Below are 22,774 nucleotides of genomic sequence, written 5' to 3'. Positions count from 1 at the left end.
GTTTCCGGGGCCGTTCAGCCGAGGAGTCCGACTAACGCCGCGGCCAACACCAACACGACGAGCAGGATGCTCGTGGCGATGGTCGCCCGGAGGGACCCGGGGCCGATGTCGTCCGCGCCGTCGCGGGAGAACGCCGAGGCGGTGCGCCGAAGCGCCGGGTACGGGTTCGACACCGCGCCGGCGACGGCGTACGACCCGCCGGCGACGACGCGGTCCACGGCGGCGAACAGGTCGGTGACGCCGCGGACGAGCGTCCGCGTCGTGTAGAACGCCGCGGGGTTCAGAAGCGAGTCCACGTCCGGCACCGCGCCGCCTATCTTCGAGAGCGGCTTCTTCAGCACGGCGAACCCGACGACGCCGAGGAGGGCGAGGACGAGTCCCTCGCCGATGTGACTCGTCGTGAACGGGTGCGCGTCGTGGGCGTCGCCCGGGAGAATCCCGAACAGCAGGTCTGGGAAGAGGCCGAACAGGACGCAGAGCCCCGCCACGCCGAGCATGGCGACTACCTGCCCGTTCGCGGCGCGTTCGACCGACGGCCACGAGCGGTCGGCGTCGCGGAAGAACGCGTAGTAGCCGAACTTGATGAACGACATGAACGTGCCGACGCCCGCGGCCAGGAGGATGTAGTAGACGCCGTCCAGATGCTCGTGGTGCGCGGCGGCGGTTATCATCCCCTTGCTGACGAAGCCGTTGAAGCCGGGGAAGCCGCTGATGGAGAGGGCGGCGATAGTGAACGCCAGCGCCGTCAGCGGAAGCGCCCCGCGGAGGTTGCCGAGGTACTTCAGGTTCTCCTCGTCGACGCGTCCGACGACGACGCCCGCCGTCATGAACAGAAGCGCCTTGTAGAGGATGTGGTTGAACACGTGGGCGAACGCGCCGGCGGTGGCGAGTGCGGTGCCGATGCCGACGCCGGCGACCATGTACCCCACCTGCGACTGGATGTGGTACGCGAGGAGTCGCCGCATGTCGTTCTGAAGCAGGGCGTAGACGACGCCGACCATCGCCATCGCCGCGCCCATGTAGGCGATGAGGAGGTGGCCGTCGGGGAACGCCCGCGCCATCCCGTAGACGCCCGTCTTCGTCGTGTAGACGGAGAGGAAGACGCTGGCCGCGATGTGCGGCCGCGGGTAGGTGTCGGGGAGCCATGCGTGCAGGCCGACGAAGCCCACGTTGACGCCGATACCCACCGCCGCGAGTGCGGCGGGGATGCCGGGGACGATGCCCTCCGCCGCCGAGAAGAGGAACGATCCGACTTCGACGTACTGCCAGACGATGGCGGCCATAAACAGGCTGCCGCCGAGGGCGTGGTAGATGGCGTAGCGGAAGCCCGCGCGGACGGCTTCGCCGCCGTAGTCCCACACCAACAGGGTGCTGGTGACGGCCATCAGTTCCCAGAAGAAGATGAGCGTCAGCCAGTCGCCCGCGAACACCGCGCCGAGACTCGTGCCGACGTAGCCGAGGGCGTACGCAGTCTGCCGATTACTCGCCGCCGAAGAGTACGAGTAGAGGACGGCGGCGCAGGCGATGAGGCCGAAGATGATGCCCATCAGGCGGGAGAAGGCGTCCACGTTGAACAGCACGGCGTCGAAGCCGAGGAATGTCACCGGCAGGTACGTCCCCGCCGGGACGAGGTACGACCAGACGGCGACGCCGCCGGTGGCGAGGACGCCGAGTCCGTGGCCGAGTCGCCGCGGGAGCAGGGGCATCAGGAGCGCGACGGCCAGCACGACGAACGCGGGCGGAATCAGCGTCAACAGGGGCGAGGACACCGTCGTGGACGCCGATGCGGACTCGACCAGCATCAGAACGCCACCCCCGTCGCACCCGCGACGACTCGCTCGATGAGCGCGAGGAACACCATCGCGTACGGTGCGATGCCGAGCGCAATCGCGCCCGCCGCGGCGGTGGTTATCGGCCCGAGCATGAACCACGTGCTCTCTTTCCCGAGGGCGCGGCGCTCCCACCCGTCGGACGGCGGGCCGCCGTGGTGGTCGTCGTCGTGCGCGCCGTGGGCCTCCTCGGTCGCTCCTTGGCCGTGAGCCTCCTCGGCGTCGTCGCGGACGTGGTCGCTCGGGTAGCGGTCCACGGCGTACGCCGTCTCGTCGTCGGCGTCTTCCGCACCCTTCGACTTTCCGCCGTCGGAGCGGGGTTTCCCGCCGTCAGCCTTCGCCGCCGACGGCGAACCCACGCGGGACCGCCCGCCGAACGGCGACTCTATTACGGGCTTGGCGTCGGCGTCGTCGGGCGTCTGGAAGAACGCCTGGTAGACGATGGGCCAGAAGTACGCGATGTTCAGCAGGCCCGACAGCAGGAGGACGAACGCGAACACGACGTATCCGGCGTCGATGCTCCCGATGAGGAGGTACCACTTGCTGACGAACCCCGAGACCAGCGGCAGGCCGGCCATCCCGAGGCTGGCCACCGCGAAGGCGGCCATCGTCACCGGCATGCGCCGTCCGATGCCCGCCATGTCGCTGATGTCGTCGGTGTGCGTCTCGACGTGAATCGCGCCCGCGCAGAAGAACAGGGTGAGTTTCATGAACGCGTGGGCGGGGATGTGGAGCAGTCCGCCGACCAGCGCCGCCGGCGAGAGCAGTCCCAACCCGAGGACGATGTACGATAGTTGGCTCACCGTCGAGTACGCGAGGCGGCGCTTCAGGTTGTCCTGCCGGAGCGCCATGATGCTCGCGGTCAGGATGGTGAACGCGGCGACGGCGGCGAGGGGGAGGCCGACGCCGAGGTCCGACACCGTCTGCGGGCCGTACACGTCGAGGACGACCCGAGAGATGCCGAAGACGCCGCTCTTCACGACGGCCACCGCGTGGAGCAGGCCGGAGACGGGCGTGGGCGCGACCATCGCGTCCGGGAGCCACGAGTGGACCGGCATGAGCGCGGCTTTCACGCCGAACCCGGCCGTCAGAAGCGCGAACGCGGTGCGGGCGACCACCGGGTCGGCGTTCGCGAGCGCGGCGATACCGCCCGACGCGAAGTTCACCGTGCCGGTGGACCAGAAGATAAGCGCCGTCCCCGCGAGGACGGCGACGCCGCCGCCGAACGTGTACAGGAGGTACTTCCGGCCGGCGCGGCGCGCCTCCTCGGTCTGGTCGTGGGTGACGAGCGGGTACGTCGCCACCGTCAGGAGTTCGTAGAACACGTAGAGGACGATGAGGTTCGACGCGAACGCGATGCCGACGGCGGCGCTGACGCTGCCGGCGAACGCGGCGAAGTAGCGCGTCTGGGCGTGTTCGTCCAGTCCGCGCATGTACCCGACGCTGTAGAAGCTGGTGACGATCCAGAGGAAGCTCGCCAACAGGGCGAAGACGGTTCCCAGCGGGTCCGCCCGGAGGACGAACTCCACGCCGGGGACGAACGTCCCGAGGTCGGTGACGTACACCGTGCCGTCGAGGACGCCCGGGACCATGCTGGCGACGAGGGCGAACGTCGAGAGCGCCGAGACGACGGTGAAGCCCTCGCGGACGTTCGGTCTGCGGCGCGATGCGACGATTGCGACGATGCCGAGGGCGGCGGCCAACACCGCGGCCATCGGTCTCAGTGAGTCAGTCATGCGAAGTACACCTCCAGCACCGGTTCGAAGACTGCTATCAGGTCAGAGGCGACGACCCCCAGCAGGACGGCGGTGACCGCCGCCGCGACGACGACGACGCGCATGCCGACGGAGACGGGCGGGCGACCGGCGTCTCCGGCACCCCCGTCCGCGACGGTCCGGGCGTCCGCCCCGTGGTCCGACACGTCGGCGAAGTAGATGCGCTCGATGAACCGCGCGAAGTACGCGAGCGTCAGGAGCGTGCTCACGACGACGACGGCGGCGACTATCCACTCGCCCGCGGCGACGGCGCCGAGGACGATGTTCCACTTGCCCACGAACCCGACCGCCGGCGGGATGCCGACCATCGAGAACGCGAGGACGGCGAACGCCGCGCTGGCGACCGGCGCGCGGTCCGCGAGTCCGGCGAAGTCGTCGAGCGTTCGCGCGCCCGTGCCCGCCGCGATGACGCCCACCGTGAGGAACAGGCCGCCCTTCATGACGGCGTGTCCGACGAGGTGGACGAGCGCGCCGAAGACGGCGGTTTCGTTCGCGATGGCGACGCCGGCGACGACGAGGCCGAACTGCGACACCGACGAGTACGCGAGCATCCGCTTCGGTTCGGACTGCATCACCGCGAGCGTCGACCCCGCGACGACGCTGATCGCCGCGAGGGCGACGAGGATGTCACGCGCGGCGGGAACCGCCGCGAAGAACTCCAGCGTGAACACCGCGTAGATGATGCGGAACAGCGCGTACGCGGCGACGGTGGAGACGAGCGCCGAGATGTACGCGCTGACCGTGTCGGGCGACTCCGCGTACGCCCCCGGCTGCCACGTGTGAAGCGGGAACAGCGCCACCTTCACCAACAGCCCGGTCACTATCAGGCCGAACCCGGTCAACACCAGCGGCGACGCGTACCCGACGGTCGGGAGCGTCTCCGCCAAGTCGGCCATGTTCAGCGTCCCCGTGGCGACGTACAGGTAGCCGACGCCGAGCAGGTACAGCGACGCGCCGATGGTGCCGACGAACAGGTACTTCAGGCTCGCCACCGCCGCCCGCGCCGACCGATCGCTGGCGACGAGGGCGTACGTCGCGAGCCCCGTGATTTCGATGAAGACGTACAGGTTGAACACGTCGCCGGTGGCGACGACGCCGGAGACGCCCGCCGTGAGCAACAGCAGTTCGCTGTAGAACGTGTTCGAGCGCGGCCCGGCGCGGCGCGCGTAGGCGACGACGCCGAGGGTCACCGCCGCGATGAGGACCAGAAGCGTCGCGGAGACGCCGTCCCCGATGAGCTCGATGCCCATCGGCGGCTGGAAGTCACCGACTTCGTAGCTGAACCGCCCGCCCGTCAGGACGCGCCGGAGGACGACGAGCGACAGTCCGAGTTGGACGACGGCGGCGACGGCGGCGACGGCCCACCCCGCGCGCTCGAAGAACGTGCCGAGCGCTATCGGGAACAGCGCCGCGACGATCGGCGCGACGACGAGGAAGACGAGCGCGTCAGTCATTCAGCCGCACCTCCTTTATGACCTCTTCGTCCAGCGTCCCGTACTCCTCGTAGATTCGCACGATGAGCGCGAGCGCGACCGCGGTCAGGCTCACGCCGACGACGATGGCGGTGAGGATGAGGACGTGCGGGAGCGGACTCGCGTACGTGCCGTGACCGCCGCCGCCGTGGACGACGGGCGGACTCCCCCCGTCAACGTAGCCCGTCGTCACGAAGAACAGGAAGATGCCGACTTGGAAGATGTTCATCCCGATGACCTTCTTCACGAGGTTCGAGCTCTCGATGACGCCGTACAGGCCGATACCGACCAGCGCGACGAACACGAGGTAGTTGTAGTGGGTCGCGAAGATGTCGAGCACGCTCACGCCCGCTCACCTCCGTCGGCTTCGGCGGCGTCGGCGTCGTCGAACCCGGAGGCGTCGAACCCCGCGGCGAGGCTCAAGAACAGCGCCACGATGACGCCCGAGACGACGGCCCCGATGCCGAGTTCCACCAGTTCGATGCCGTACTTGACGCCGTGGTGGATACCGTAGGCGGCGTAGTCGAGGAACGCGCCGCCGGAGAGGACGGCGCCGATGCCGATGAGGGCGAACGCGCCGCCGCCGCCTGCGATGATAGACCGGACGAATCCGTCGCTGAGCCACTCGCGGGTCGGCTCGATACCGAAGGCGAACGCGAGCATGAGGATTCCGGACGCGACTATCGCGCCGCCCTGGAACCCGCCGCCCGCCGACTCCGCGCCGTGGAACATGACGTACAGCCCGAACGTGAAGACGAACGGGACGATGACGCGGACGGTGGTCATGATGACGGTACTCTCGACGTACGTTCGGCGCTGGGAGTCTGCGTCGCTCATACGAACGTCTCCTGTCGAAGCACGACGAGAACGGCGACGCCGGCGGCGATGACGACCGTCGCCTCGCCGAGGGTGTCGAACCCGCGGTAGGCCGCCAACACCGCCGTGACGACGTTCTCGACCCCGGTCTCGGGGTAGGCGTTTTCGAGGTAGTACGCGGTTATCTCGGAGGTGGCGACGGGCGAGTTCGGGTCGCCGATGCGCGGGAGCGACCCGACCGTACTGAACAGCACAGCCATCAGCGCGGTGACGAGGGCCGCCGAGCGCCATCCGATCGGCTCGAACAGCCTGTCGCCGCCGGGGCGCACCGTCCGGGCGATGGTGACCAGGAACAGCACCGTCGTAACGCCCGCGCCGACTGCGGCTTCGGTCAGCGCCACGTCCGGCGCGCTCAGGAGCACCCAGACGATGGCGACGCCGAGGCTGAACCCGGCGAAGACGATGATGGCTCCGAGGACGTCGCGGAGGAACGTCGCCGCCAGCGCGGCCGCGACGACGAACGTGAGCAGGGCGGCGTAGATGGGAAGCTGCACGGTCAGTTCTCCCCCTCCTCGGGCGTCCACGGTTCGATACCTTGGTCGTGGGCCGCCCGAGCGATGGCGTGGGCGGCCGTCGGGTTCGTGATGAACATGAACAGGAGCAGAAACACCGTCTTGACCGCGGTGAAGTCGGCGCCGAAGACGATCGCGACGCCGGCGAGGGTGAGCACCGAGCCGAGCGTGTCGCTCTTCGACGTCGCGTGCGCACGAGTGTAGAGATCCGGCAGTCGGATGATGCCGACGGCGGCGACGAGGCCGAAGAACAGCCCCGCGGCGACGAACGCCACGACGGCGAAATCGACGAGCGCCATCTCAGATGACACCCCCGCGTTCGACGGTGAACTTCGAGATGGCGATGCTCATCAGGAAGTTCAACAGCGCGTAGACGAGCGCGATGTCGAGGTAGCCCGGCCGGTCGAGCGCGGCCGCGACGAGAGCCAACACGACCACCGTGTTCGTCCCGATACCGTTGACCGCGATGACGCGGTCCTGCATCGTCGGACCGCGGATCACGCGGTAGAGAAGCACCAACGCGAGCACGACGAAGGCGGCGGCGGCGCCGAGTAACACGGCGTCCACCGGGAGAGACTGCACCATTAGTCCGCTGTCTCACCCGATTCGGCGTCGTCCGCGGTGATGCTGCCTCGCTCCGCCGGCGAGGGGATGCGAGCGGCGGCCCGCCCGTAGAAGAGGAACCGCACGGCGCGCTCTAACGCCCCGTCCTCGAGGCCCTCCCGGGACCCGGCGTCGAGAGAGTGGATGAGGAGGCCCTCGCGGCCCACGTCCACGGTGAGCGTCCCCGGCGTGAGCGTGATGCTGTTGGCCAGCGTCGTCACCGGGAGGTCCCCCGAGACGGCCGCCCGAAAGCGGCGCATCGCCGGATCGATGGGCAGGCTCGGGTGGAGGATGAGGTACGCGACCGACAGGTTCGACTTCGCTATCTCCCACAGCAGGTACGGCATGTAGAGGCACGCCCGCGCGAGTCTCACCGGCGTCTCGCGGAGCGTCGGCGATTCGACGAACGCGACGCGCGAGAAGAACACGGTGGCGAGGGCGGCCGTCAGCGCGCCCGTCAGGAGGTCGAAGGGTGCCAGCGTCCCCCCCACGAGGAGGTAGAACCCGTACGTCGCGCCGAACGTGACGGCGGCCTTCGAGAGGGACGCGCGCCCGATGAGCCTGCCGCGCCGGGTCCGCCGTTCGACCGGCGCCTCCTCGACGTCGAGGTCTGACTGCGTCAGTTCGGCCTCAAACGGGCGGAGCATCGGCGCGTTCCCGCCCGGTTGGTACTCGGGGTCGACGATGACGCGGTCGAGACCCTTCCCGTGGGCGTACTCGAGGAGCACGTCCGCGAAGTCGCCGGGGCTGAACAGGTAGCGGTCCTGCCCGATGACCGCCGTCTCGATGCGGACGGGCACGTCCTCGTCGGGTTCGCCGTCCTCGTCGTAGTCGAGGTCGGTCTCCGCCCAGACGCGGGCGCGGTCGAGTAACTCCTGGGCTCTCGCGGCCGACCGTTCCTCCTGGTCGATGAGCTGCCACCGGGCCGGATAGACGAAGTGGACGGTCGCCTGCTCCCCGGTCTCCTCCGCGACGGAACGCGCCTCGCGGACGGCGTAGGCGACGGTGTTGCGGAACGTCATCGACTCGCCGGCCGGAACGAGGATTCGGGGACTGGCGTCGGACATCAGCCGCCTCCTCCCCCCCTCGGTACCGCCTCTCTTCGGTCGTCCTCTCGACTCATGATTACGTGGAGGTTACCGAGGCCGAGCAAAACGTTTTCCGCTATTCGGTGAGTCTCCGTAGAAACGATATCTGGCGGTTTCGGGCGGTATGCGCCCCGCTCGACCCCCGTTCGTCGCCCGCCGAACGCGTCCGCCGAACGCGGCCGAGTCGTCGCGCCCATCGCCTCGAATCGGCGCGTTCGGCGGGTCGTTCACTCGGACGTTCCGTCGGGGAGTCGGTAGACGCCGTACACCGACAGGACGACCCCGGCGGCGACCAGCTGACCGCCGGTGTCCCAGTCCGCGCGGAAGTATATCAGCATGGCCCCGAGGCTGAGAAGCAGGAGCACCGCGTTCCACAGTATCACGTGGAAGAGAAACAGCGACGCGAGCTTCGAGTCGCCGGCGTTGTCGGCGGCGGAGTCGGGCGACGGCACGTTCACGGACGGCACGTCCACGGACGGAATCTCGACTCTCGGCCCCTCGGTGCCGGGAGGGTACGGGTTGTCCGGGTCGTCGGAAGCGTCGTCGTCGAACATCGCCGTCGTTGTCGGTGCGTGGAGACGCCCGCGTAACTCGTTTGCGGTTATCTCCGCCCGCGACGCCGTGCCACCGACTCCGATAGGTATGCGAACTGCCACCACTCCGCGCCCGAATCAGTCTCTTCTCTGATATTCAGGGAAATTGATTTATGCCCCCCGTCTCCCCGTACACCCATGGGTGAGGAGAGCGGGGACGTGGGAATCCTCGACGCGTTGGGTGACGAGGAGGCGAGACGACTGCTCGCGTCGGTGAGCGAGCGGCCGCGGTCCGCGAAGGACCTCGCGACGGAACACGACCTGTCGCTGCCGACGGTCTACCGTCGTCTCGAACTTCTGATAGACACGGGACTCGCCTCCTCGCAGATGTTCGTCACGGAGGAGGGGGGACACTACAAGGTGTACGAGGCGTCGTTCCGGCGGGCGGTCGTCGATCTGGACGACGGCGAGTACGGGGTTCGCCTCGGCGAGGGCGACGGCGCAGCCGAACCGGTCGGCGCGGACGCGGGAGACGACTGAGACGGCGGCAGACGACGCCGCGGGCGGCGACGGACGCGACGTACGGGAGGGAGTGACGCGCACCGTTCGAGCGGTATCGCCCTCTCCCCCCGGAGATATCTGACTCCTCAGTACACTTTCTCTGCATTTGAAATCTCACCTTAAGATTTATATAATACTCTGACAATAAAGAGTTGCATGACAGTTCCAGACGTGGATTCGGGGGACGGGACACTCCCGCGTCGGAACACGGAGGGTTGTAGGTGATTCACAACCCCGCACGGATGAACAGCGCGAACTGGCCGGGTCCCGATAGGGGCGTCGTCCTCCAGTCGTTGGGGGACGCGGTGGAAGGGCCGCTCGATCTCGTCGCCGTCTATGGCGCGACGTCGTTCGACCTCTTTCACGTCGGAGACGAGTTATCGGACTCGTTCGACGGCCGCGAGGACCTGATTCGCCGCCTCACGAGTCTCGCCGAAGAGACGCGACGAGACTTCGTACGGCACGGCCTCTTCTCGGGGCTTCGACCGACGCACGAACGCGTCGAGTACAAGACCCGAGAGGTGGACGGACGAAAACTGCTGCAGGTGTACTGCGGCGGCCGCGGAATGCTCCTGTTCGTCAGTCCCGACGAACCCGAGGAACCCCTCGTCCGAACGGCGATGGGTCTGCTGAGCGTCTGAAACGGGCGCGTCGAGGCGAAGGCGGTCCGGTGGGCCGTCCTCGGTGAGACATACGCTCCCACGAACCGTGAGGAGAACCCGTACGGAACCGGCGAACCGCCACCTTTTATTTCCGAACCGGTGAACCGACGACATGGACCAGTTGCGGCAGTCGCTCCTCGAAGCGCCGATAATCGAGAAGGGAGACTACGAGTACTTCGTCCACCCCATCAGCGACGGGGTTCCGATGCTCAAACCCGAACTCCTCCGCGAAATCGTCATCAAGATCATCCGCAAGGTCGATCTGGAGGACGTCGACAAGATTGTCACGCCCGCGGCGATGGGCATCCACATCTCGACTGCGGTCTCTCTGATGACCGACATCCCCCTCGTCGTCATCCGAAAGCGGCAGTACGGACTCGACGGCGAAGTCGAACTCAGTCAGGAGACGGGCTACTCCGAGAGCGAGATGTTCATCAACGACGTGACCGAGGGCGACCGGGTTCTCGTCCTCGACGACGTCCTCTCGACGGGCGGGACGATGTGCGCCGTTCTCGACGCCCTCGAAGGCATCGGCGCGGACGTGGTAGACACCGTCGCCGTCATCAAGAAGGCCGGGCCGAACCAACTCGACGAGACGGATCACCACGTCAAGACGCTCATCAACGTCCGCGTCGAAGACGGCGAAGTCGTCGTCGTGGACGACGAAGGCGACGACTGAGGGACCGCCACCGTCGTCTCGGCGCGACCCGTCGCCGAGGCGTTCGAGACGGCATGCAAGGCGGACGCGCCGGAACTCCGACGCACGTCCGCCGGGGGTCGGGCGGCGTGTCACCTCGTCGAGTCCGCCGGAGAGGAGGCGAGTGCGGGGACGGACGCGGGGTCGTCGCCCTCCGACACCGCCTGACGCTACCCACCGCGATTTTCCGAGTCCGCGGCGCTTTTTCGGCTCCCGCCCCTACGGTTCGCCGTATGACCGACGAAGCCACCGCGCTGTTCATCGTGAGCGAAGAGGGGTACTGGGCCGAGGAGTGCATCGAACCGCTGACGACGCTCACCGACGCGGGCGTCGATATCACCGTCGCGACGCCGTCGGGGTCGGAGCCGGTGGTCGACGAACGCTCGACGGATCCCGAGAACGTGGGCGAGGAGACGGCCGAGCGCGTCCGCGAGGTCATCGAGAGCGACGACCGACTGGCGAACCCCGAACCCCTCGCGACCGTCGACGCCGAGGCGTACGACGCGGTGGTGTTCCCCGGCGGTCACGGCACCGAGTGGGACGTGAATCAGGACCGCCACGCGCGGCAGGCGCTTCTGTCCGCCGTCGGCGGCGACGAGGGCAAAGCGCTCGTCGTCTGCCACGCCGTCGGCATCCTCGCGTTCACCCGCGAGGCCGACGGGAGCTTCCTCGTCGAGGGTCGCGAGGTGACGGGCTTCCCGAACGAGTGGGAGGAGGAGATCGTCGACGACAACGACCTGATGCCCGACGGTCGGAAGCTCCCCTACTGGGTGGAGGACGAAGTGAAGGCCGTCGGCGGCGAGTGGGACGCCGAGCTCGACGAGGACGCGAGCGTCACCGCGGACGGCGACTTGGTGACGGCCCGCGGCCCCGAGTCGTCGACCGCCGCCGCGGAGACGTTGCTGGAGGAGCTCGAACTCGAAGTTCCGGCCTGACCGAACCTGCTACTATTTTTACCGGACGGGGAGATCGACGGGCGTGTCTCCGACCTCAAGGAGACGTACTCGTCCGCGTGCCAAGTCTGCGGCGCGAGACGGCGGCGGGAGGTCGACGCCGGATACGCCGAGGGCCACCACCTCAAACCGCTCGGACGCCCTCACCACGGCCCGGACGTCGAGGGGAACGTCCTCGTTCTCTGCCCCAACCACCACGCGGACTTCGACTACGGACTGATCGCTATCGACCCCGATTCGCATCTCGTCTCCCACGCGTACGATTCGACCGTCGACGGGCGGACGCTCCACGTGAGGGACGAACACGAGGTGGACCCGGAGTGCCTCGCGTACCACAACCGCGAGATAGCGGACTTCTGAGCTACTGTATCACGAACGCTGGTTCTTCGATGCGTTCGCTCCGGCACTCCGGACACCGCGAGGGGTAGTTTATCAGGTCGTCGAACGCCGAGAAGCCGCACTCGCGGCACTCCGGCGGCGCGACCAGGAACTGCTCGTCGGCGTCGTTCGAATCGACGGACTGAGCGACGTGTTCGAGGTGGTCGTACGCCGCCGCCCGCGGGATGCCTATCTCCTCGGAGATGTCCGTCGCGGTGTGAGGCTCCGTCCGAAGGGCGTCGGCTATCTTCGTTCTGGTCGTCGCGTCGCCGTCCGACTCGGGCATGCGTCCCGGTTCGTCCCGGAGTACCGTATGCCTTCCCCGTCCGTTCGTCGCGGCGAGTCCGCATCGGCGATGTCCCTCGATTGCACCCCAAACACGTCAGTAAATATGGGAAAAGAACTTGATAGCAGCGGCAGTCTGACAGAGCATGAAAGCCGTGGTTCTTGCCGGCGGGTACGCGACGCGACTCTGGCCTATCACGAAACACCGGCCGAAGATGTTCCTCCCGGTCGGTGACGGAACTGTCATCGATATTATCTTCGACGACTTAGAGGACGACGACCGCATCTCCGAGGTGTTCGTCAGCACGAACGAGCGGTTCGCGGAGACGTTCGAGGAGTACCTCGACGAGACCGGCTACGAGAAGCCGACGCTCTCCGTCGAGGAGACGGTCGAGGAGGACGAGAAGTTCGGCGTCGTCGGCGCGCTCGAACAGCTCATCGACCGCGAGAACGTCGAGGAGGACCTCGTAGTCATCGCGGGCGACAACCTCCTCTCGTTCGACGTCGCCGAGTTCGTGGACTTCTTCGAGGAGAAACAGACGCCCACGCTCGCGGCGTACGACGTCGGGTCGAGGGAACGCGCCAAGTCGTACGGGCTGGTCGAACTCGACGGGGACAAGGTGGTGAACTTCCAGGAGAAGCCCGACGACCCCAACAGCACGCTCGTCTCCATCGCCTGCTACGCGTTCCCCGCGGAGACGCTCCCGAAGTTCGACGAGTACCTCACCGGCGGCAACAACCCGGACGAACCGGGCTGGTTCCTCCAGTGGCTACAGGAGAGGGGGGACGTTCACGCGTTCACGTTCGACGGCGCCTGGTTCGACATCGGGACCGCCGAGAGCTACCTCGACGCGGTGTCGTGGTACCTCGAGGGCGAGAACTATATCCACGACTCCGCCACGGTCGAAAACTCCGACCTCGGCGAGAACGTCCACGTGATGGCCGGAACCACGGTCGAGGACTCCTCGCTCGACCGGGCGGTGGTGTTCCGCGACTCCGACATCCGCGACGCTGACATCCGAAACACCATCGTCGACGAGGACACCCACATCGAGAATCTCGACCTGTCGAACGCGCTCATCGGGGCGCACTCGCGACTGCAGCACTGACGCGCCGTCTCTCCGGCCTCGAATCGCCGTCTCGCACCGAGCGACTATCCCCGCGCCGCGACGCTTTTCGCGACTCCGTTCCGACGCCGAGCGACCGGTTCGGCCGGGCGTCCGACCGAGACGCCGTTCACCCGAGGGAGGCGTCGGTGATTTCGAGGTAGCCGCGCGTCCCCTCCCACACCGTCTCGTACTCCAGTTCGACCGGGCGGGACATGTGCGGGCCGTCGGTGACGAACGTCTCGAACTCGCCGCCCTCGCCGAGGACGTGGACGCCGTACTCCTCGTTGAGTCGGGTCAGTTCGTCCAGCGCCGCCGCGTCGAGCGTCCGGCCGAGCCACGACTCGTCGAGTCCGTGCGCGGCCACCTGCAGGATCGTTATCTCGAACCCGGCGTCGAGCATCGCCTCTCCGAGTTCGAGCGGGTCCTCCCGCCAGAGGGGCGCGAACAGGTCGATGCCGAGTCGGTCGCACATTCCCCGGATCCGACTCGTCTGGTACTCGCTCTCTATCGCGCCCGCGGTGACGCCCACGAGGTTCAGTTCGTCTCCGAGCGCTTCGACGGCGGCTTCGAGGGGTTCGAGTTCGGCGTCGCCCTGCGCGGTGGCGTCCTCGGCGTTGGGCGCGTCGAAGTCCTCGGGGAACACCTCGACGTGTTCGATACCGACGCTCTCGGCGGCCAGCGAGGTGAGGTGCGTCGCCGGGACGTGGTACATGAAGGAGTCCTCGCTCGGATGGACCGTGAGCAGGCGCGTCACGTTCAACCCCTCCTCGAGCGCGCGGTAGAGCGCCCACGCGGAGTCCTTCCCGCCGGAGAAGAGGCTCACCCAGTCGCCGGATGCGGTCATTGGTGGCGGTAGGTCGGAGGGGTACTAACCCCCTGCGGTTCGCGGAGTCGCGTCACATGTAGCCTAAGTCCCGGAGCCGGCCCATCAGGTCCTCCTTGTCCTGCGCCCGCCCGGCGCGTTCGCCGTCCGCGCCGAGGTCCTGCACCCACGCCGGCCGGTCGTCCTCCCTCGCGGACCCCGACTCGGTGCCGAGAGAGCGGAAGCCCTCGAAGTACTTCGGCGAGACGGGGATGTCGGCGGGCGAGACGCCGGCGGGGAGGTCCGCGGCGGACTCGGGGACGTGGCCAGCGGGGTAGTCGGGCACCGCGTCCGGCACGACGACGTTCCAGAACGCCGCCCACACGTCGGCCTCCTCGAACTGGAGGATGGTGTGAACCCGGTCGTGGGGCGGGTACTTCTCCGAGTCGTGCCGCGGCGAGAAGAACGTCTCCGCGGCGCGCGACTCCTGTTCGTCCCAGCGGACGCCCGAGAACACGCCGTCGAACCCGCGCGCTTCGATTACTTCGTTGAGGGCGACGGTCTTCAGGAGGTGATTCCCCTCGAAGGTGTCCGCGTCGAGGGTGAACGTCTCGCCCTCGTATCCGAGTCGCTCGAGTTCGCGTCCGTTCCGGTCGCCGAGTTCCGCGACCGGAATCTCGTCGCCGGGGGCCGCGCCGAGTCGGGCCACGCCCTCGTTCCGGGCGACGACGAGGTCGAGGTTCCACCGGTCGGCCCAGCGTTCGACGAACGCGACCGTCTCGGGGAAGTGCTGGTAGTGGTCGATGAAGACGACGGGCGGCGTCTCCGCGCCCAGTTTTGCCGCGACGTCCATCGCGACGGCGAGGACGAGCGTGGAGTCCTTGCCGCCGGTCCACGTCACGGCGGGGCGTCGGTACTGGGTCAGGGCCTCGGCGGTGACGTCCGCGGCCTTCCGCATCTTCTCGTCGAGGGTGGGGTAGTCCGCGGCGGTCCGTCCGCGGCCGTCGTCGTAGTCGAGAGACAGGTACGACGGGAACGTCTGAGACACGAGACCCGTACGCGCGAGGGGAGCATCTACCTTTCTGCGCGGACGCGACGCTGTCGGGTCGGCGTCGCAAAAAGAGAAAAAGCGTGTCAGAGGCCGTCGAGAGCGGTTCTCCGGCCGAGTTTACATGTAACCGAGGTCGCGCAGACGCTCCATCAGGTCCTCTTTGTCCTGGGCGCGGCCCGCGCGTTCGGTCGTGTTCTCCATGTCCTGCAGCCACGCCGGTTCGTCGGTGGTCTTGTCCGTGGAGACTTCGCTGCCGAGCGACCGGAAGCCGGCGAAGTACTTCGGCGAGACAGGGATGTCGTCCTGCGTGAGACCGTTCGGCAGGTCGTCGCCCGACTCGGGGACGTAGCCCTCTTCGGGGAATCCTTCGACGGTGTCCGGAACGACGAAGTTCCAGAAGGCCTCCCAGACGGCCGCCTCGTCGAACTGGAGGATGGGTTGGATGCGGTCGTGGGGCGGGTAGATCTCCGGGTCGTGACGCGGCGAGAAGAACGTCTCGTCGGCGCGCGCCTCCTGTTCGTCCCAGCGGACGCCGGAGATGACGCCGTCCACGTCGTACTCTTCGAGAGTGTCGTTCAGCGCCACCGTCTTCAGGAGGTGGTTGCCGACGTACGTGTCGAGAAGGAACGGGAAGGTGTCCTCCTCGTACTCCAGCAGGTCGCGGACGTGGTGCTGGTTGTGCTCGGAGAGCTCCGAGACCGGGATGTCGTCGCCGGGTTCGAGGTCGTTCTCCTCGACGTACTGCCCGACGTCCTCGTTGCGGGCGTAGATGACGTCGAGGTCCCACTTCTCGGCCCAGTGGTCGACGAAGTCGTGAATCTCGTCGAAGTGCTGGTAGTGGTCGATGAACACCGCGGGCGGCGTTTCGAGGTCGTACTTCTCGGCGACCTCCTTGATGAAGTAGAGCGTGAGCGTGGAGTCCTTGCCGCCGGTCCACATCACGGCCGGGTTCTCGTACTCTTCGAGACCCTCCTTCGTGACTTCGATAGCCTTCTCTATCTTGTCCTGGATGGTCGGATAGTCTTCGGGCGATTCGCCTTCGCCGTCTGTGTAGTCGACGTCGAGGTAGTCGGGGAAGCCTTCCGGCATCGTGTAATGAGATATAATTAGCACCGTAAAGTGTCTTTTGACCTCCGCAAACGGTGAGAACGGATGCCAACGAATCGGACGCGGACACAGTGTTCGGCGGAGATCGGTCGAGACGCGCCGCGAGTCCGAGCGTCGGCGGACGGCGGGGGAGAGCGATCCGAGGCGGCACCAACCGGTTTCCGCCCGCCGCCCCTACACCCGTCGTGATTATCATCGTCTGCGGCCTCCCCGCGTCGGGCAAGACGACGCTCTCGACGGGGCTCCGACGTCGCCTCTCCGACCGCGGGTACTCGTTCGAGTCTCTTCACTCCGACGATTACGACCGCCGGACGTACGAGCGGATGTACGAGGATACGGCCGAGCGGTACGAACGCGCCGGGACGGGCGCGACGGTCGATCTGATCTTGGACGGCACCTTCTTCGAGCGACGGTGGCGGAACCGGTTCTACCGGCTCGATACCACCTACGAGGTGTGGGTGCGGGCGTCGCTCTCGACGTGTCTGGAGCGGAACCGCGAACGCGCGGACGCGATTCCCGAGGAGGGTCTGCGGGCGATTCACGCGCGATTCGAACCGCCGCGGGCGGACTTGGAGATAGACACCGAAGCCCTCGACGCGGAGGCGGCGCTGAACCGACTGGAGGAGGCGGTCCTCGGGTGGATGCGAGAGCGACGGGAGAACGGTGAAGAGAGGAAGCAGTGAGAGAGCGAAGAGAGCGAAGAGGGGAGAGAGCGCCGTCGGTCCGCAGCGTCGCGGGGCGAGAAACGGAGAGTCGAACGCGGTGTTTCGAGCGGTGCCCGGAAGGAGACTCCGAACTTACGAGATGAACTTGTTGTCTCGCCAGTTGACGCCGCCGCCGTTCTGGCTGTTCTGGCTGGGGTTCTCGACGACTTCGATGGAGGCGGGGCGTTTCTCGCCCTCGACGATGCGCGTCGCGTCGAGTTCGCCGTCCGTCTCGGTGATGGCCGTGAGCGTCCCCTTCTCTGCGATGAGCGCGATTTCGCGGAGAACGAGGAACATGGGGTACTGCAGGGCCGTGTTCTGGAGGACCGTCTCCCGGTCGCCCTTGAAGCAGGCGAACTCGACGAGCTCCGAGGGAATCTCCTCTTCTTCCTCGTCGCCCCACCGCGGGCCGCCGGCGCGCGGCGGTTCTTCCTCGTAGACGCGGTTCTCCGTGACGCTCGCTTTCAGCTGTGCGGTCGGCGTGTACTTGCTCAGATTGTCGTCGGCGGCGACGGCCTTGAGGATGAGCGTGTTGTTCCGCCGAGTGACTTCGACGTTCTCGATTTCCGGCGGGAGGTCGGGGGAGCTGTCGAAGTATTCCTCGACCTCTTCCAAGGGCAGTTCAAGTGTCGAATGGAGTCGATATACGCGGCCTGACATTGTTGGATGAGTGGTTTGGGTTCGGAGCGCGATCGGCGCGACGTCGATACCTACGTGAAAATACGGGTCGCGGGCTTATATGGCCTACTCTTTGGTTCGCGTCTCGAAGCGTGACACGAAGTAGGACTCTCCCGTGACGGACAACTTACGCTTTCAGCGTCTCTTCGAGCTCGCCGCGTTCGTCGAGTTCCGCGAGGATGTCGCTCCCGCCCACGAACTCCCCTTCGACGTACGTCTGGGGTATCGTCTCCCAGTCGCTGTGCGAGGAGAGGGCGGTACGGTACTCGTCAAGGGCGGGAAGGACGTCCACCGTCTCGAACTCGTCGACGTGCTGGGAGATGAGCTCTAACGCCTTCGCGGAGTAGCCGCACTGCGGCATGAGGCGGTTGCCCTTCATGAACAGCACCACGTCGTTGCTCTCGATGGCGTCGTCGACGCGCGCCTGCACGTCCTCGCCGGACATCTCGCTTCCGGGTTCGAAAGTCATACCCTACGGTAAGCGACGGGAGGTGAAAGGAGTTGCGTCGGGCGAAAACGCGGCGACGGAGGTTACTCGTGTCCGACGCCGACCACGTCGATGAGCGAGTACACCGGAACGTCGTCCACGTAGTCGATGCCCTGCTTGTCCACGATGACGACGCACGCCACCGGGCGGCCGCCCTCGTCGCGGATGGCGTCGATGGTCTCGCGCATCGTCGTCCCGGACGTGACGGTGTCGTCCACGACGTAGCACTCGCGGTTGCGAATCTGCGAGAAGTTCCGCGAGAACGACCCGCCGAGGTCGTCGATGTCGCCCTCCTCCCACTGGTGCTTCGCGGGCGCGTACGTCCCGAGGTCGGTGTCGAGCTCCTGTGCGACGACCGTCGCGAGGGGCGCGCCCGCCTTCTCGATGCCTATCGTGAGGTCGACCTCGTCGCCCTCGCCCGCGAGGAGGTCGGCCATCGCCCGCGCGACGTGCGTCATCCGCTTTGAGTCCCGGCCGATTGCGCTCCAGTCGACGTGGATGTCCTGCGGGCCGCCGGTCTGCGGTTCCTCCGCGGGCGTCGTCTCGGGACTCGACACGCCGCTTCGCTCGACCAGCCAACTCGCCGTCTCCCGGGAGACGTTGAGTTCGTCAGCTATCTCGCCCTTCGAGAGGCCCCGGTCTGCGAGTTCTGCCGCGCTCGAAATGAGGTCGTCAACGTTCTTCATGTTCGCTGAATTGGACGGCGGTTTTTATAGTGGTATCGTCGTCGACGAACGCCGCCTCGAAGTCGTCGAGACCGTGCACGCCGGTGACCAGCGAATCGACGAACCACGGCGGAAGCTCCGCCAGCGTGCCCGTCGCCGCCTCGAAGTGCTTGACGTGGGAGTTGACGCTGCCGACGAGCGCCTTGTTGTGGAGGACCAGCTCTCGGTGGAGCGACCCGCCGTCCACCTCGAACTCCCACGGGCCGGGCACGCCGAGAAGCGCAGCGACGCCGTTCGGCGCGAGGGCGTCGACGCTCTCGAAGGCGTGTTTCGCGTAGCCCGTCGCTTCGTAGACGAAGTGCATCGGTTCGTACACGTCGGCCAACTCGTCGACGGGCGTCTTCCGGGAGTTGACGTACGTCGCGCCCAGTTCCTCGATTATCTCGATGGTCGGGTCGGGGCGTTCGCGCCGTCCGAGGCAGTAGAGGCGGTCGAAGTCCTCGCGGAGGAGCGCGACCGTCAGCAGGCCGAGGCTGCCGTTCCCGAGCACGATGGTCGATTCGGGCTCCCACGTGAAACTCGACCGGGAGGCGTAGGCGAGTTCGACGGCCTTCTCGGAGATGGAGAGCGGTTCGATGAGGAAGCCGAGCGACGCCAGCGAGTCGGGGATGCGGACGAGATACTCCTCGGGGCTCGTGAAGTACTCGGCCATGAACCCGTGCGCGCCGACGATGCCGCGTTCGTGGTACTCGCCGGAGGGAGCCATGTCCGGTTCGCCCCGTTCGAAGTACTCGTTCTCGCCGTTGGGCGCGCGCCTGACCGTCGGCACGACGACGTCGCCGCGTTCGAACCCCGTCCCGTTTGGGTCCTCGACGACGCCGACGGCTTCGTGGCCCAACACGAGGTGGTCCTCCCCCTCCGGGTAGTCGCCGTGGCCGCCCGAGATGACCTCGTGGTCCGTCCCGTCGACGCCGACGCGAAGCGTCCGAACGAGCGCTTCGCCCGGCCCCGGCGACGGCCGCGGTTTCTCTACGAGCGACGGCTTGTTCTCCCCCCGCTTGACTGCGATAGCTCTCATGTACGTCCCTTACTCTCCACCCCATCAAAAGATTTATTCTATTTCGAGTAAAGCGTTTATCGCGGTGAGCGTTCCGCGTCACCTCAGCCCGGACGCGTCGCAGACGCGGTATCTATCCAGCCCGCCCGTGTCTCGCTCACCGAATCCGTGCCACTTTCGGTCACCGACTCCTCGGTGACTGCGCTCTCTCCTCTCCACCGGCGGCTCACGTTCGATCCCTTGAAACACCGGAAAGCCGACGTTCAGGGGACCTGTTTAAGGAATTCGCGCGCGAGTCACAGGACATATGAGCCAACCAGTAGCCGAGAGTAAACTCGAACACGTGGACGTGGTCGGCCCGCCGGACGCGCCGCCCATCGTGTTCGTTCACGGAACCGTGTTCAACCGGACGATGTGGGCGCCGCAACGAGAGGCGCTCTCGGAGGAGTACCGCGTCATCGTGCCGGACCTGCCGGGACACGGCGGCCGCAGGGACGAGTCGTTCACCCTCGAATCGGGCGTCGAGACGGTCAGGCAAGCGGTCGAACAGTTCAGCGACGACCCCGTCCACCTCGTGGGTCTCTCCCTCGGCGGGTACGTGGCGACGGAGTTCGCGCACCGGCACCCCGAGCAGGTGGCGGACCTGATAATCTCGGGGAGCAGTGCGAACCCCGTCGGACTGCTCGGGAGGATGAGCGACGCGGTGGGCCGCGTGACACTTCGCGTCTCCGAGAGCGAACTGGCCGAGAAGGCGGTGGACCGCCTCGCCGCCCAGTGGGTTCGAAGCCGCGACCTGCCGCCGGACCAGAAGTCCGAAATCGTCGACGCCGGGTTCGACCTCCGACCGTTCGGGGAGGCGGGGCGCGAGATCGCCGGGACGGACTTCCGGTCGGCGTTCGCCGACTACGACGGACCGAAACTCGTCCTCAACGGCCAGTGGGACGTGCTGATGCGCAGGGGGGAGAAAGCCCACGCCGCCGCCGGCGACGCCAGCGTCGCCGTCGTCGAGGGCGCGGGCCACGCGTGCAACCTCGAACGCGACGAGAAGTACATGCACATCGTCCGCCGCTTCATCGAACTCGACCGGTAGGCCGCGGACGCGGACGCCGCCGCGGCGACGCTAATCCTGCTTCGCCTCGTCGAGTTCGGCGGAGTGGACGTCGAACTCCGCGGCGCGGTGCCGCCAGAACTCCTCGTACGCCTCCTCCTCGCGTCCGCCGACGGTGCTCTCGCCGGAGGAGACGCGGTCGAGTTTGATGTTCACCTCCTCCAGCAGTTGCTCGCCGATTTCGTCGGAGACGATTCCGCTCCGCACCGCGTCCATGACGGCGCTCTTCTCCCGTTGGAGCAGTTGCCGTTCGCCCGTGAGCAGTTCCTTCCGCCGTATCTCCGGGTGCGTGGCGTGGAGTTCCCCGATGGCCTCGTTGAGGTCCTCCCGTTCGCGTTCGTACTCCTGCGTGAAGTCCTCGTAGACGGACGGGGAGATCTGTCGCCTGTCGCGGAGTTCGTCCGCCGCTTCGAGGCCCGCGTCCACGGCCCGGACGCGCCCGACGAGCAGTTCGTACAGTTCGCCGGCGTGCGACCGGGTCACCACGTCGAGTTTGTCGAGCAACCAGCCGATGGAGAACCCCTGCACGATGAGGCTGAACGCGGCGACGCCGAACACCATCGCGCGCAGTTCCTCGCGGAACGGGAACGGCGTGCCGCCCTGCACCGTCTGCGGCAACCCGAGGACGAGGGCGATGGGGATCGAGGCGTGGAGGCCGCCCCACACCATCACGTGCTGGTAGTCGAACGACACCTCCGTCGGGATGAACCGGTTCGCCAGCGCCGACATCGGGTAGACGGCGGCGGCCCGCGCGAGGACGACGAGGACGATGGCGATGAGGATGAGGCGGCCGTGCGCGAGGAGGCGGTCGACGGGCGTCTGGACGCCGATGGCGACGAAGATGAACGTGTTGACGATGAACGCGGCGGTCTCCCACGTGTTGAAGATGGAGATCTTCGTCTGCGGGCTCATCGCGTACTCCGCGCCGCGGTTCCCGATGAACAACCCCGCGACGACGGTGGCGATGACGCCGCTGACGTGGAGGTAGTGCTCCGCGAGCAGGAAACTGCCGTACGCGAGGATGGCGGTCAGGACGATTTCGGTCATGTGCTCGTCCAAGTTGACCATCACGCGGTAGACGGCGTACCCCGCCGCGAGTCCGACGAGGACGCCCCCGGCGCTAGAGACGGCGAAGTCCAAGACGACTTCGCCGAGCGTCGAGGGGTCGAACAGCGCGTCCGAGTCGACGCCGGAGGTGACGAGTCCGAGCAGCGACGAGAAGATGACGACGCCCACGCCGTCGTTGATGAGGCTCTCACCCTCCACGAGCGTCGAGAGTCGCTCCGGCGCGCCCACATCGTCGAAAAGCGCCAGCACGGAGACGGGGTCGGTGGGGAGGATCATCGCCGCGAACAGCATGGCGACGAGGAGCGGAAAGCCGAACGCGTAGCTGCCGAGGAACCCCAACACCGCCACCGAGAGGATGAGTCCCGGGACGGCCAAGGTGAGGATGACCGGCAGGTTCGTCCGGAACTCCTCTAAGTCCGTCGTCGCCGCGCCCTCGAACAGCAACGGCGGCAACAGGACCAACAGGATGATGTCGTGAGAGAGTTCGATTCCGAACTCGATTCCGAGCACCGACGCCGCCAACCCGGCCAACAGGAGGGCGATGGTGTAGGGGAAGCGGCCGATTCTGGCGACGACGACGCCGACGACGCCACCTAACAGAAGAACGCCGATGAGGTCGAGCAACTCGGCCTCGACTCCGACTGCCATGAGACGGCGTTCTCCCCCCTGTCGGAAATAAGTTTTAGCGGACGGGGTCCGGAGACGCCCGACGGC

The 22,774-nt window shown here is 67.0% G+C and carries 27 protein-coding genes; 8 read left to right on the top strand and 19 right to left on the bottom strand.

Features of this window, described 5'->3' with window-relative positions; all coding sequences use genetic code 11:
* Positions 1 to 14: 14 nt before the first annotated feature.
* The 10 genes from ACZ522_RS16210 to ACZ522_RS16165 form a co-directional block, all read right to left on the bottom strand.
* Positions 15 to 1,802: a Na(+)/H(+) antiporter subunit D gene (locus ACZ522_RS16210; protein WP_379697300.1), complete on the bottom strand. Its 1,788-nt coding sequence runs from the start codon at positions 1,800 to 1,802 to the stop codon at positions 15 to 17.
* Positions 1,802 to 3,565: a cation:proton antiporter gene (locus tag ACZ522_RS16205; protein ID WP_379697303.1), complete on the bottom strand. Its 1,764-nt coding sequence runs from the start codon at positions 3,563 to 3,565 to the stop codon at positions 1,802 to 1,804. The genes ACZ522_RS16210 and ACZ522_RS16205 overlap by 1 nt, the downstream gene beginning before the upstream one ends.
* Positions 3,562 to 5,058, bottom strand: coding sequence for a monovalent cation/H+ antiporter subunit D family protein (locus tag ACZ522_RS16200; RefSeq protein WP_379697305.1), 1,497 nt, complete (start codon positions 5,056 to 5,058; stop codon positions 3,562 to 3,564). Before ACZ522_RS16200 ends, ACZ522_RS16205 begins: the two co-directional genes overlap by 4 nt.
* Positions 5,051 to 5,416, bottom strand: coding sequence for a cation:proton antiporter subunit C (locus ACZ522_RS16195; RefSeq protein ID WP_379699879.1), 366 nt, complete (start codon positions 5,414 to 5,416; stop codon positions 5,051 to 5,053). The genes ACZ522_RS16200 and ACZ522_RS16195 overlap by 8 nt, the downstream gene beginning before the upstream one ends.
* Before the next feature lie 2 nt (positions 5,417 to 5,418).
* Entirely contained in the window at positions 5,419 to 5,913 is a 495-nt protein-coding gene (locus ACZ522_RS16190) for an MnhB domain-containing protein (RefSeq protein WP_379697308.1), read from the bottom strand.
* Complete coding sequence (locus ACZ522_RS16185; RefSeq protein ID WP_379699882.1) at positions 5,910 to 6,452, bottom strand: DUF4040 domain-containing protein; 543 nt, start codon at positions 6,450 to 6,452, stop codon at positions 5,910 to 5,912. The genes ACZ522_RS16190 and ACZ522_RS16185 overlap by 4 nt, the downstream gene beginning before the upstream one ends.
* Complete coding sequence (gene mnhG / locus ACZ522_RS16180; protein WP_379697310.1) at positions 6,449 to 6,763, bottom strand: monovalent cation/H(+) antiporter subunit G; 315 nt, start codon at positions 6,761 to 6,763, stop codon at positions 6,449 to 6,451. Before mnhG ends, ACZ522_RS16185 begins: the two co-directional genes overlap by 4 nt.
* Before the next feature lies 1 nt (position 6,764).
* Complete coding sequence (locus ACZ522_RS16175; RefSeq protein WP_379697312.1) at positions 6,765 to 7,049, bottom strand: cation:proton antiporter; 285 nt, start codon at positions 7,047 to 7,049, stop codon at positions 6,765 to 6,767.
* Complete coding sequence (locus tag ACZ522_RS16170) at positions 7,049 to 8,134, bottom strand: monovalent cation/H+ antiporter subunit E (RefSeq protein WP_379697315.1); 1,086 nt, start codon at positions 8,132 to 8,134, stop codon at positions 7,049 to 7,051. The genes ACZ522_RS16175 and ACZ522_RS16170 overlap by 1 nt, the downstream gene beginning before the upstream one ends.
* Positions 8,135 to 8,382: 248 nt before the next feature.
* Positions 8,383 to 8,709 carry a DUF7322 domain-containing protein gene (locus ACZ522_RS16165; RefSeq protein WP_379697318.1) on the bottom strand — a complete coding sequence of 109 codons (327 nt, stop codon included), beginning with the start codon at positions 8,707 to 8,709 and terminating at the stop codon, positions 8,383 to 8,385.
* A gap of 177 nt (positions 8,710 to 8,886) precedes the next feature.
* Between ACZ522_RS16165 and ACZ522_RS16160 the strand changes: the two genes are divergently transcribed.
* The 5 genes from ACZ522_RS16160 to ACZ522_RS16140 all read left to right on the top strand — a co-directional run bounded on the left by ACZ522_RS16160 (position 8,887) and on the right by ACZ522_RS16140 (position 11,921).
* On the top strand, positions 8,887 to 9,228 hold the full coding sequence (locus ACZ522_RS16160) for a winged helix-turn-helix domain-containing protein (RefSeq protein ID WP_379697321.1): 342 nt from the start codon (positions 8,887 to 8,889) through the stop codon (positions 9,226 to 9,228).
* 263 nt (positions 9,229 to 9,491) lie between these two features.
* Positions 9,492 to 9,890 carry a hypothetical protein gene (locus ACZ522_RS16155; protein ID WP_379699885.1) on the top strand — a complete coding sequence of 133 codons (399 nt, stop codon included), beginning with the start codon at positions 9,492 to 9,494 and terminating at the stop codon, positions 9,888 to 9,890.
* A 133-nt stretch (positions 9,891 to 10,023) separates the two neighbouring features.
* Positions 10,024 to 10,590, top strand: coding sequence for a hypoxanthine/guanine phosphoribosyltransferase (hpt, locus tag ACZ522_RS16150; protein WP_379697323.1), 567 nt, complete (start codon positions 10,024 to 10,026; stop codon positions 10,588 to 10,590).
* 251 nt (positions 10,591 to 10,841) lie between these two features.
* The gene (locus tag ACZ522_RS16145) at positions 10,842 to 11,543 is read left to right on the top strand and encodes a type 1 glutamine amidotransferase domain-containing protein (protein ID WP_379697325.1); all 702 of its coding nucleotides are present in this window, start codon (positions 10,842 to 10,844) and stop codon (positions 11,541 to 11,543) included.
* 6 nt (positions 11,544 to 11,549) lie between these two features.
* Positions 11,550 to 11,921, top strand: a complete 372-nt coding sequence (locus ACZ522_RS16140; RefSeq protein ID WP_464391823.1) for an HNH endonuclease — start codon at positions 11,550 to 11,552, stop codon at positions 11,919 to 11,921.
* Position 11,922: 1 nt separating this feature from the next.
* On the opposite strand, the gene ACZ522_RS16135 is transcribed toward ACZ522_RS16140, so the two are convergent.
* Positions 11,923 to 12,225 (bottom strand): transcriptional regulator, encoded by a 303-nt coding sequence (locus tag ACZ522_RS16135; protein ID WP_379697328.1) that lies wholly within the window; start codon positions 12,223 to 12,225, stop codon positions 11,923 to 11,925.
* 145 nt (positions 12,226 to 12,370) lie between these two features.
* Between ACZ522_RS16135 and ACZ522_RS16130 the strand changes: the two genes are divergently transcribed.
* Positions 12,371 to 13,333: a sugar phosphate nucleotidyltransferase gene (locus ACZ522_RS16130; protein ID WP_379697330.1), complete on the top strand. Its 963-nt coding sequence runs from the start codon at positions 12,371 to 12,373 to the stop codon at positions 13,331 to 13,333.
* 127 nt (positions 13,334 to 13,460) lie between these two features.
* Here ACZ522_RS16130 and ACZ522_RS16125 read toward each other — a convergent pair whose 3' ends face one another.
* From ACZ522_RS16125 to ACZ522_RS16115, 3 genes are all read right to left on the bottom strand, one after another.
* Positions 13,461 to 14,177, bottom strand: coding sequence for a diphthine--ammonia ligase (locus ACZ522_RS16125; RefSeq protein ID WP_379697333.1), 717 nt, complete (start codon positions 14,175 to 14,177; stop codon positions 13,461 to 13,463).
* A gap of 52 nt (positions 14,178 to 14,229) precedes the next feature.
* Positions 14,230 to 15,183, bottom strand: coding sequence for a phosphoadenosine phosphosulfate reductase family protein (locus ACZ522_RS16120; RefSeq protein ID WP_379697336.1), 954 nt, complete (start codon positions 15,181 to 15,183; stop codon positions 14,230 to 14,232).
* 120 nt (positions 15,184 to 15,303) lie between these two features.
* A complete protein-coding gene (locus tag ACZ522_RS16115) occupies positions 15,304 to 16,275 on the bottom strand; it encodes a phosphoadenosine phosphosulfate reductase family protein (RefSeq protein WP_379697339.1) in 972 nt (323 codons plus the stop codon).
* Positions 16,276 to 16,478: 203 nt separating this feature from the next.
* On the opposite strand from ACZ522_RS16115, the gene ACZ522_RS16110 reads away from it, so the two are divergent.
* Positions 16,479 to 16,976 (top strand): AAA family ATPase, encoded by a 498-nt coding sequence (locus tag ACZ522_RS16110; RefSeq protein WP_379697341.1) that lies wholly within the window; start codon positions 16,479 to 16,481, stop codon positions 16,974 to 16,976.
* A gap of 114 nt (positions 16,977 to 17,090) precedes the next feature.
* Here ACZ522_RS16110 and ACZ522_RS16105 read toward each other — a convergent pair whose 3' ends face one another.
* From ACZ522_RS16105 to ACZ522_RS16090, 4 genes are all read right to left on the bottom strand, one after another.
* Complete coding sequence (locus ACZ522_RS16105) at positions 17,091 to 17,657, bottom strand: DUF7110 family protein (RefSeq protein WP_379697344.1); 567 nt, start codon at positions 17,655 to 17,657, stop codon at positions 17,091 to 17,093.
* Positions 17,658 to 17,802: 145 nt separating this feature from the next.
* Complete coding sequence (locus tag ACZ522_RS16100; RefSeq protein ID WP_379697346.1) at positions 17,803 to 18,144, bottom strand: glutaredoxin family protein; 342 nt, start codon at positions 18,142 to 18,144, stop codon at positions 17,803 to 17,805.
* Between the two features lie 62 nt (positions 18,145 to 18,206).
* On the bottom strand, positions 18,207 to 18,848 hold the full coding sequence (gene gfcR / locus ACZ522_RS16095) for a transcriptional regulator GfcR (protein WP_379697348.1): 642 nt from the start codon (positions 18,846 to 18,848) through the stop codon (positions 18,207 to 18,209).
* Positions 18,835 to 19,905 carry a glucose 1-dehydrogenase gene (locus ACZ522_RS16090; RefSeq protein WP_379697351.1) on the bottom strand — a complete coding sequence of 357 codons (1,071 nt, stop codon included), beginning with the start codon at positions 19,903 to 19,905 and terminating at the stop codon, positions 18,835 to 18,837. Before ACZ522_RS16090 ends, gfcR begins: the two co-directional genes overlap by 14 nt.
* A gap of 286 nt (positions 19,906 to 20,191) precedes the next feature.
* Between ACZ522_RS16090 and ACZ522_RS16085 the strand changes: the two genes are divergently transcribed.
* Complete coding sequence (locus tag ACZ522_RS16085) at positions 20,192 to 20,974, top strand: alpha/beta fold hydrolase (RefSeq protein ID WP_379697353.1); 783 nt, start codon at positions 20,192 to 20,194, stop codon at positions 20,972 to 20,974.
* A 30-nt stretch (positions 20,975 to 21,004) separates the two neighbouring features.
* Here ACZ522_RS16085 and ACZ522_RS16080 read toward each other — a convergent pair whose 3' ends face one another.
* Positions 21,005 to 22,708 carry a Na+/H+ antiporter gene (locus tag ACZ522_RS16080; RefSeq protein ID WP_379697355.1) on the bottom strand — a complete coding sequence of 568 codons (1,704 nt, stop codon included), beginning with the start codon at positions 22,706 to 22,708 and terminating at the stop codon, positions 21,005 to 21,007.
* Positions 22,709 to 22,774 lie beyond the last annotated feature (66 nt).

This window comes from Halopelagius fulvigenes (assembly GCF_055398025.1).
This window is presented reverse-complemented; position numbering and strand designations above follow the sequence as displayed.

What these genes read in the sequence shown, in the direction of transcription:
- ACZ522_RS16200 (WP_379697305.1), bottom strand. Translation starts at nt 5,058, where the DNA reads ATGACTGACGCGCTCGTCTTCCTCGTCGTCGCGCCGATCGTCGCGGCG.
- ACZ522_RS16160 (WP_379697321.1), top strand. Translation starts at nt 8,887, where the DNA reads ATGGGTGAGGAGAGCGGGGACGTGGGAATCCTCGACGCGTTGGGTGAC.
- ACZ522_RS16175 (WP_379697312.1), bottom strand. Translation starts at nt 7,049, where the DNA reads ATGGTGCAGTCTCTCCCGGTGGACGCCGTGTTACTCGGCGCCGCCGCC.
- ACZ522_RS16125 (WP_379697333.1), bottom strand. Translation starts at nt 14,177, where the DNA reads ATGACCGCATCCGGCGACTGGGTGAGCCTCTTCTCCGGCGGGAAGGAC.
- ACZ522_RS16100 (WP_379697346.1), bottom strand. Translation starts at nt 18,144, where the DNA reads ATGACTTTCGAACCCGGAAGCGAGATGTCCGGCGAGGACGTGCAGGCG.
- ACZ522_RS16210 (WP_379697300.1), bottom strand. Translation starts at nt 1,802, where the DNA reads ATGCTGGTCGAGTCCGCATCGGCGTCCACGACGGTGTCCTCGCCCCTG.
- gfcR (WP_379697348.1), bottom strand. Translation starts at nt 18,848, where the DNA reads ATGAAGAACGTTGACGACCTCATTTCGAGCGCGGCAGAACTCGCAGAC.
- hpt (WP_379697323.1), top strand. Translation starts at nt 10,024, where the DNA reads ATGGACCAGTTGCGGCAGTCGCTCCTCGAAGCGCCGATAATCGAGAAG.
- ACZ522_RS16205 (WP_379697303.1), bottom strand. Translation starts at nt 3,565, where the DNA reads ATGACTGACTCACTGAGACCGATGGCCGCGGTGTTGGCCGCCGCCCTC.
- ACZ522_RS16115 (WP_379697339.1), bottom strand. Translation starts at nt 16,275, where the DNA reads ATGCCGGAAGGCTTCCCCGACTACCTCGACGTCGACTACACAGACGGC.
- ACZ522_RS16135 (WP_379697328.1), bottom strand. Translation starts at nt 12,225, where the DNA reads ATGCCCGAGTCGGACGGCGACGCGACGACCAGAACGAAGATAGCCGAC.
- mnhG (WP_379697310.1), bottom strand. Translation starts at nt 6,763, where the DNA reads ATGGCGCTCGTCGATTTCGCCGTCGTGGCGTTCGTCGCCGCGGGGCTG.
- ACZ522_RS16155 (WP_379699885.1), top strand. Translation starts at nt 9,492, where the DNA reads ATGAACAGCGCGAACTGGCCGGGTCCCGATAGGGGCGTCGTCCTCCAG.
- ACZ522_RS16190 (WP_379697308.1), bottom strand. Translation starts at nt 5,913, where the DNA reads ATGAGCGACGCAGACTCCCAGCGCCGAACGTACGTCGAGAGTACCGTC.
- ACZ522_RS16085 (WP_379697353.1), top strand. Translation starts at nt 20,192, where the DNA reads ATGAGCCAACCAGTAGCCGAGAGTAAACTCGAACACGTGGACGTGGTC.
- ACZ522_RS16170 (WP_379697315.1), bottom strand. Translation starts at nt 8,134, where the DNA reads ATGTCCGACGCCAGTCCCCGAATCCTCGTTCCGGCCGGCGAGTCGATG.
- ACZ522_RS16165 (WP_379697318.1), bottom strand. Translation starts at nt 8,709, where the DNA reads ATGTTCGACGACGACGCTTCCGACGACCCGGACAACCCGTACCCTCCC.
- ACZ522_RS16130 (WP_379697330.1), top strand. Translation starts at nt 12,371, where the DNA reads ATGAAAGCCGTGGTTCTTGCCGGCGGGTACGCGACGCGACTCTGGCCT.
- ACZ522_RS16105 (WP_379697344.1), bottom strand. Translation starts at nt 17,657, where the DNA reads ATGTCAGGCCGCGTATATCGACTCCATTCGACACTTGAACTGCCCTTG.
- ACZ522_RS16145 (WP_379697325.1), top strand. Translation starts at nt 10,842, where the DNA reads ATGACCGACGAAGCCACCGCGCTGTTCATCGTGAGCGAAGAGGGGTAC.
- ACZ522_RS16090 (WP_379697351.1), bottom strand. Translation starts at nt 19,905, where the DNA reads ATGAGAGCTATCGCAGTCAAGCGGGGGGAGAACAAGCCGTCGCTCGTA.
- ACZ522_RS16080 (WP_379697355.1), bottom strand. Translation starts at nt 22,708, where the DNA reads ATGGCAGTCGGAGTCGAGGCCGAGTTGCTCGACCTCATCGGCGTTCTT.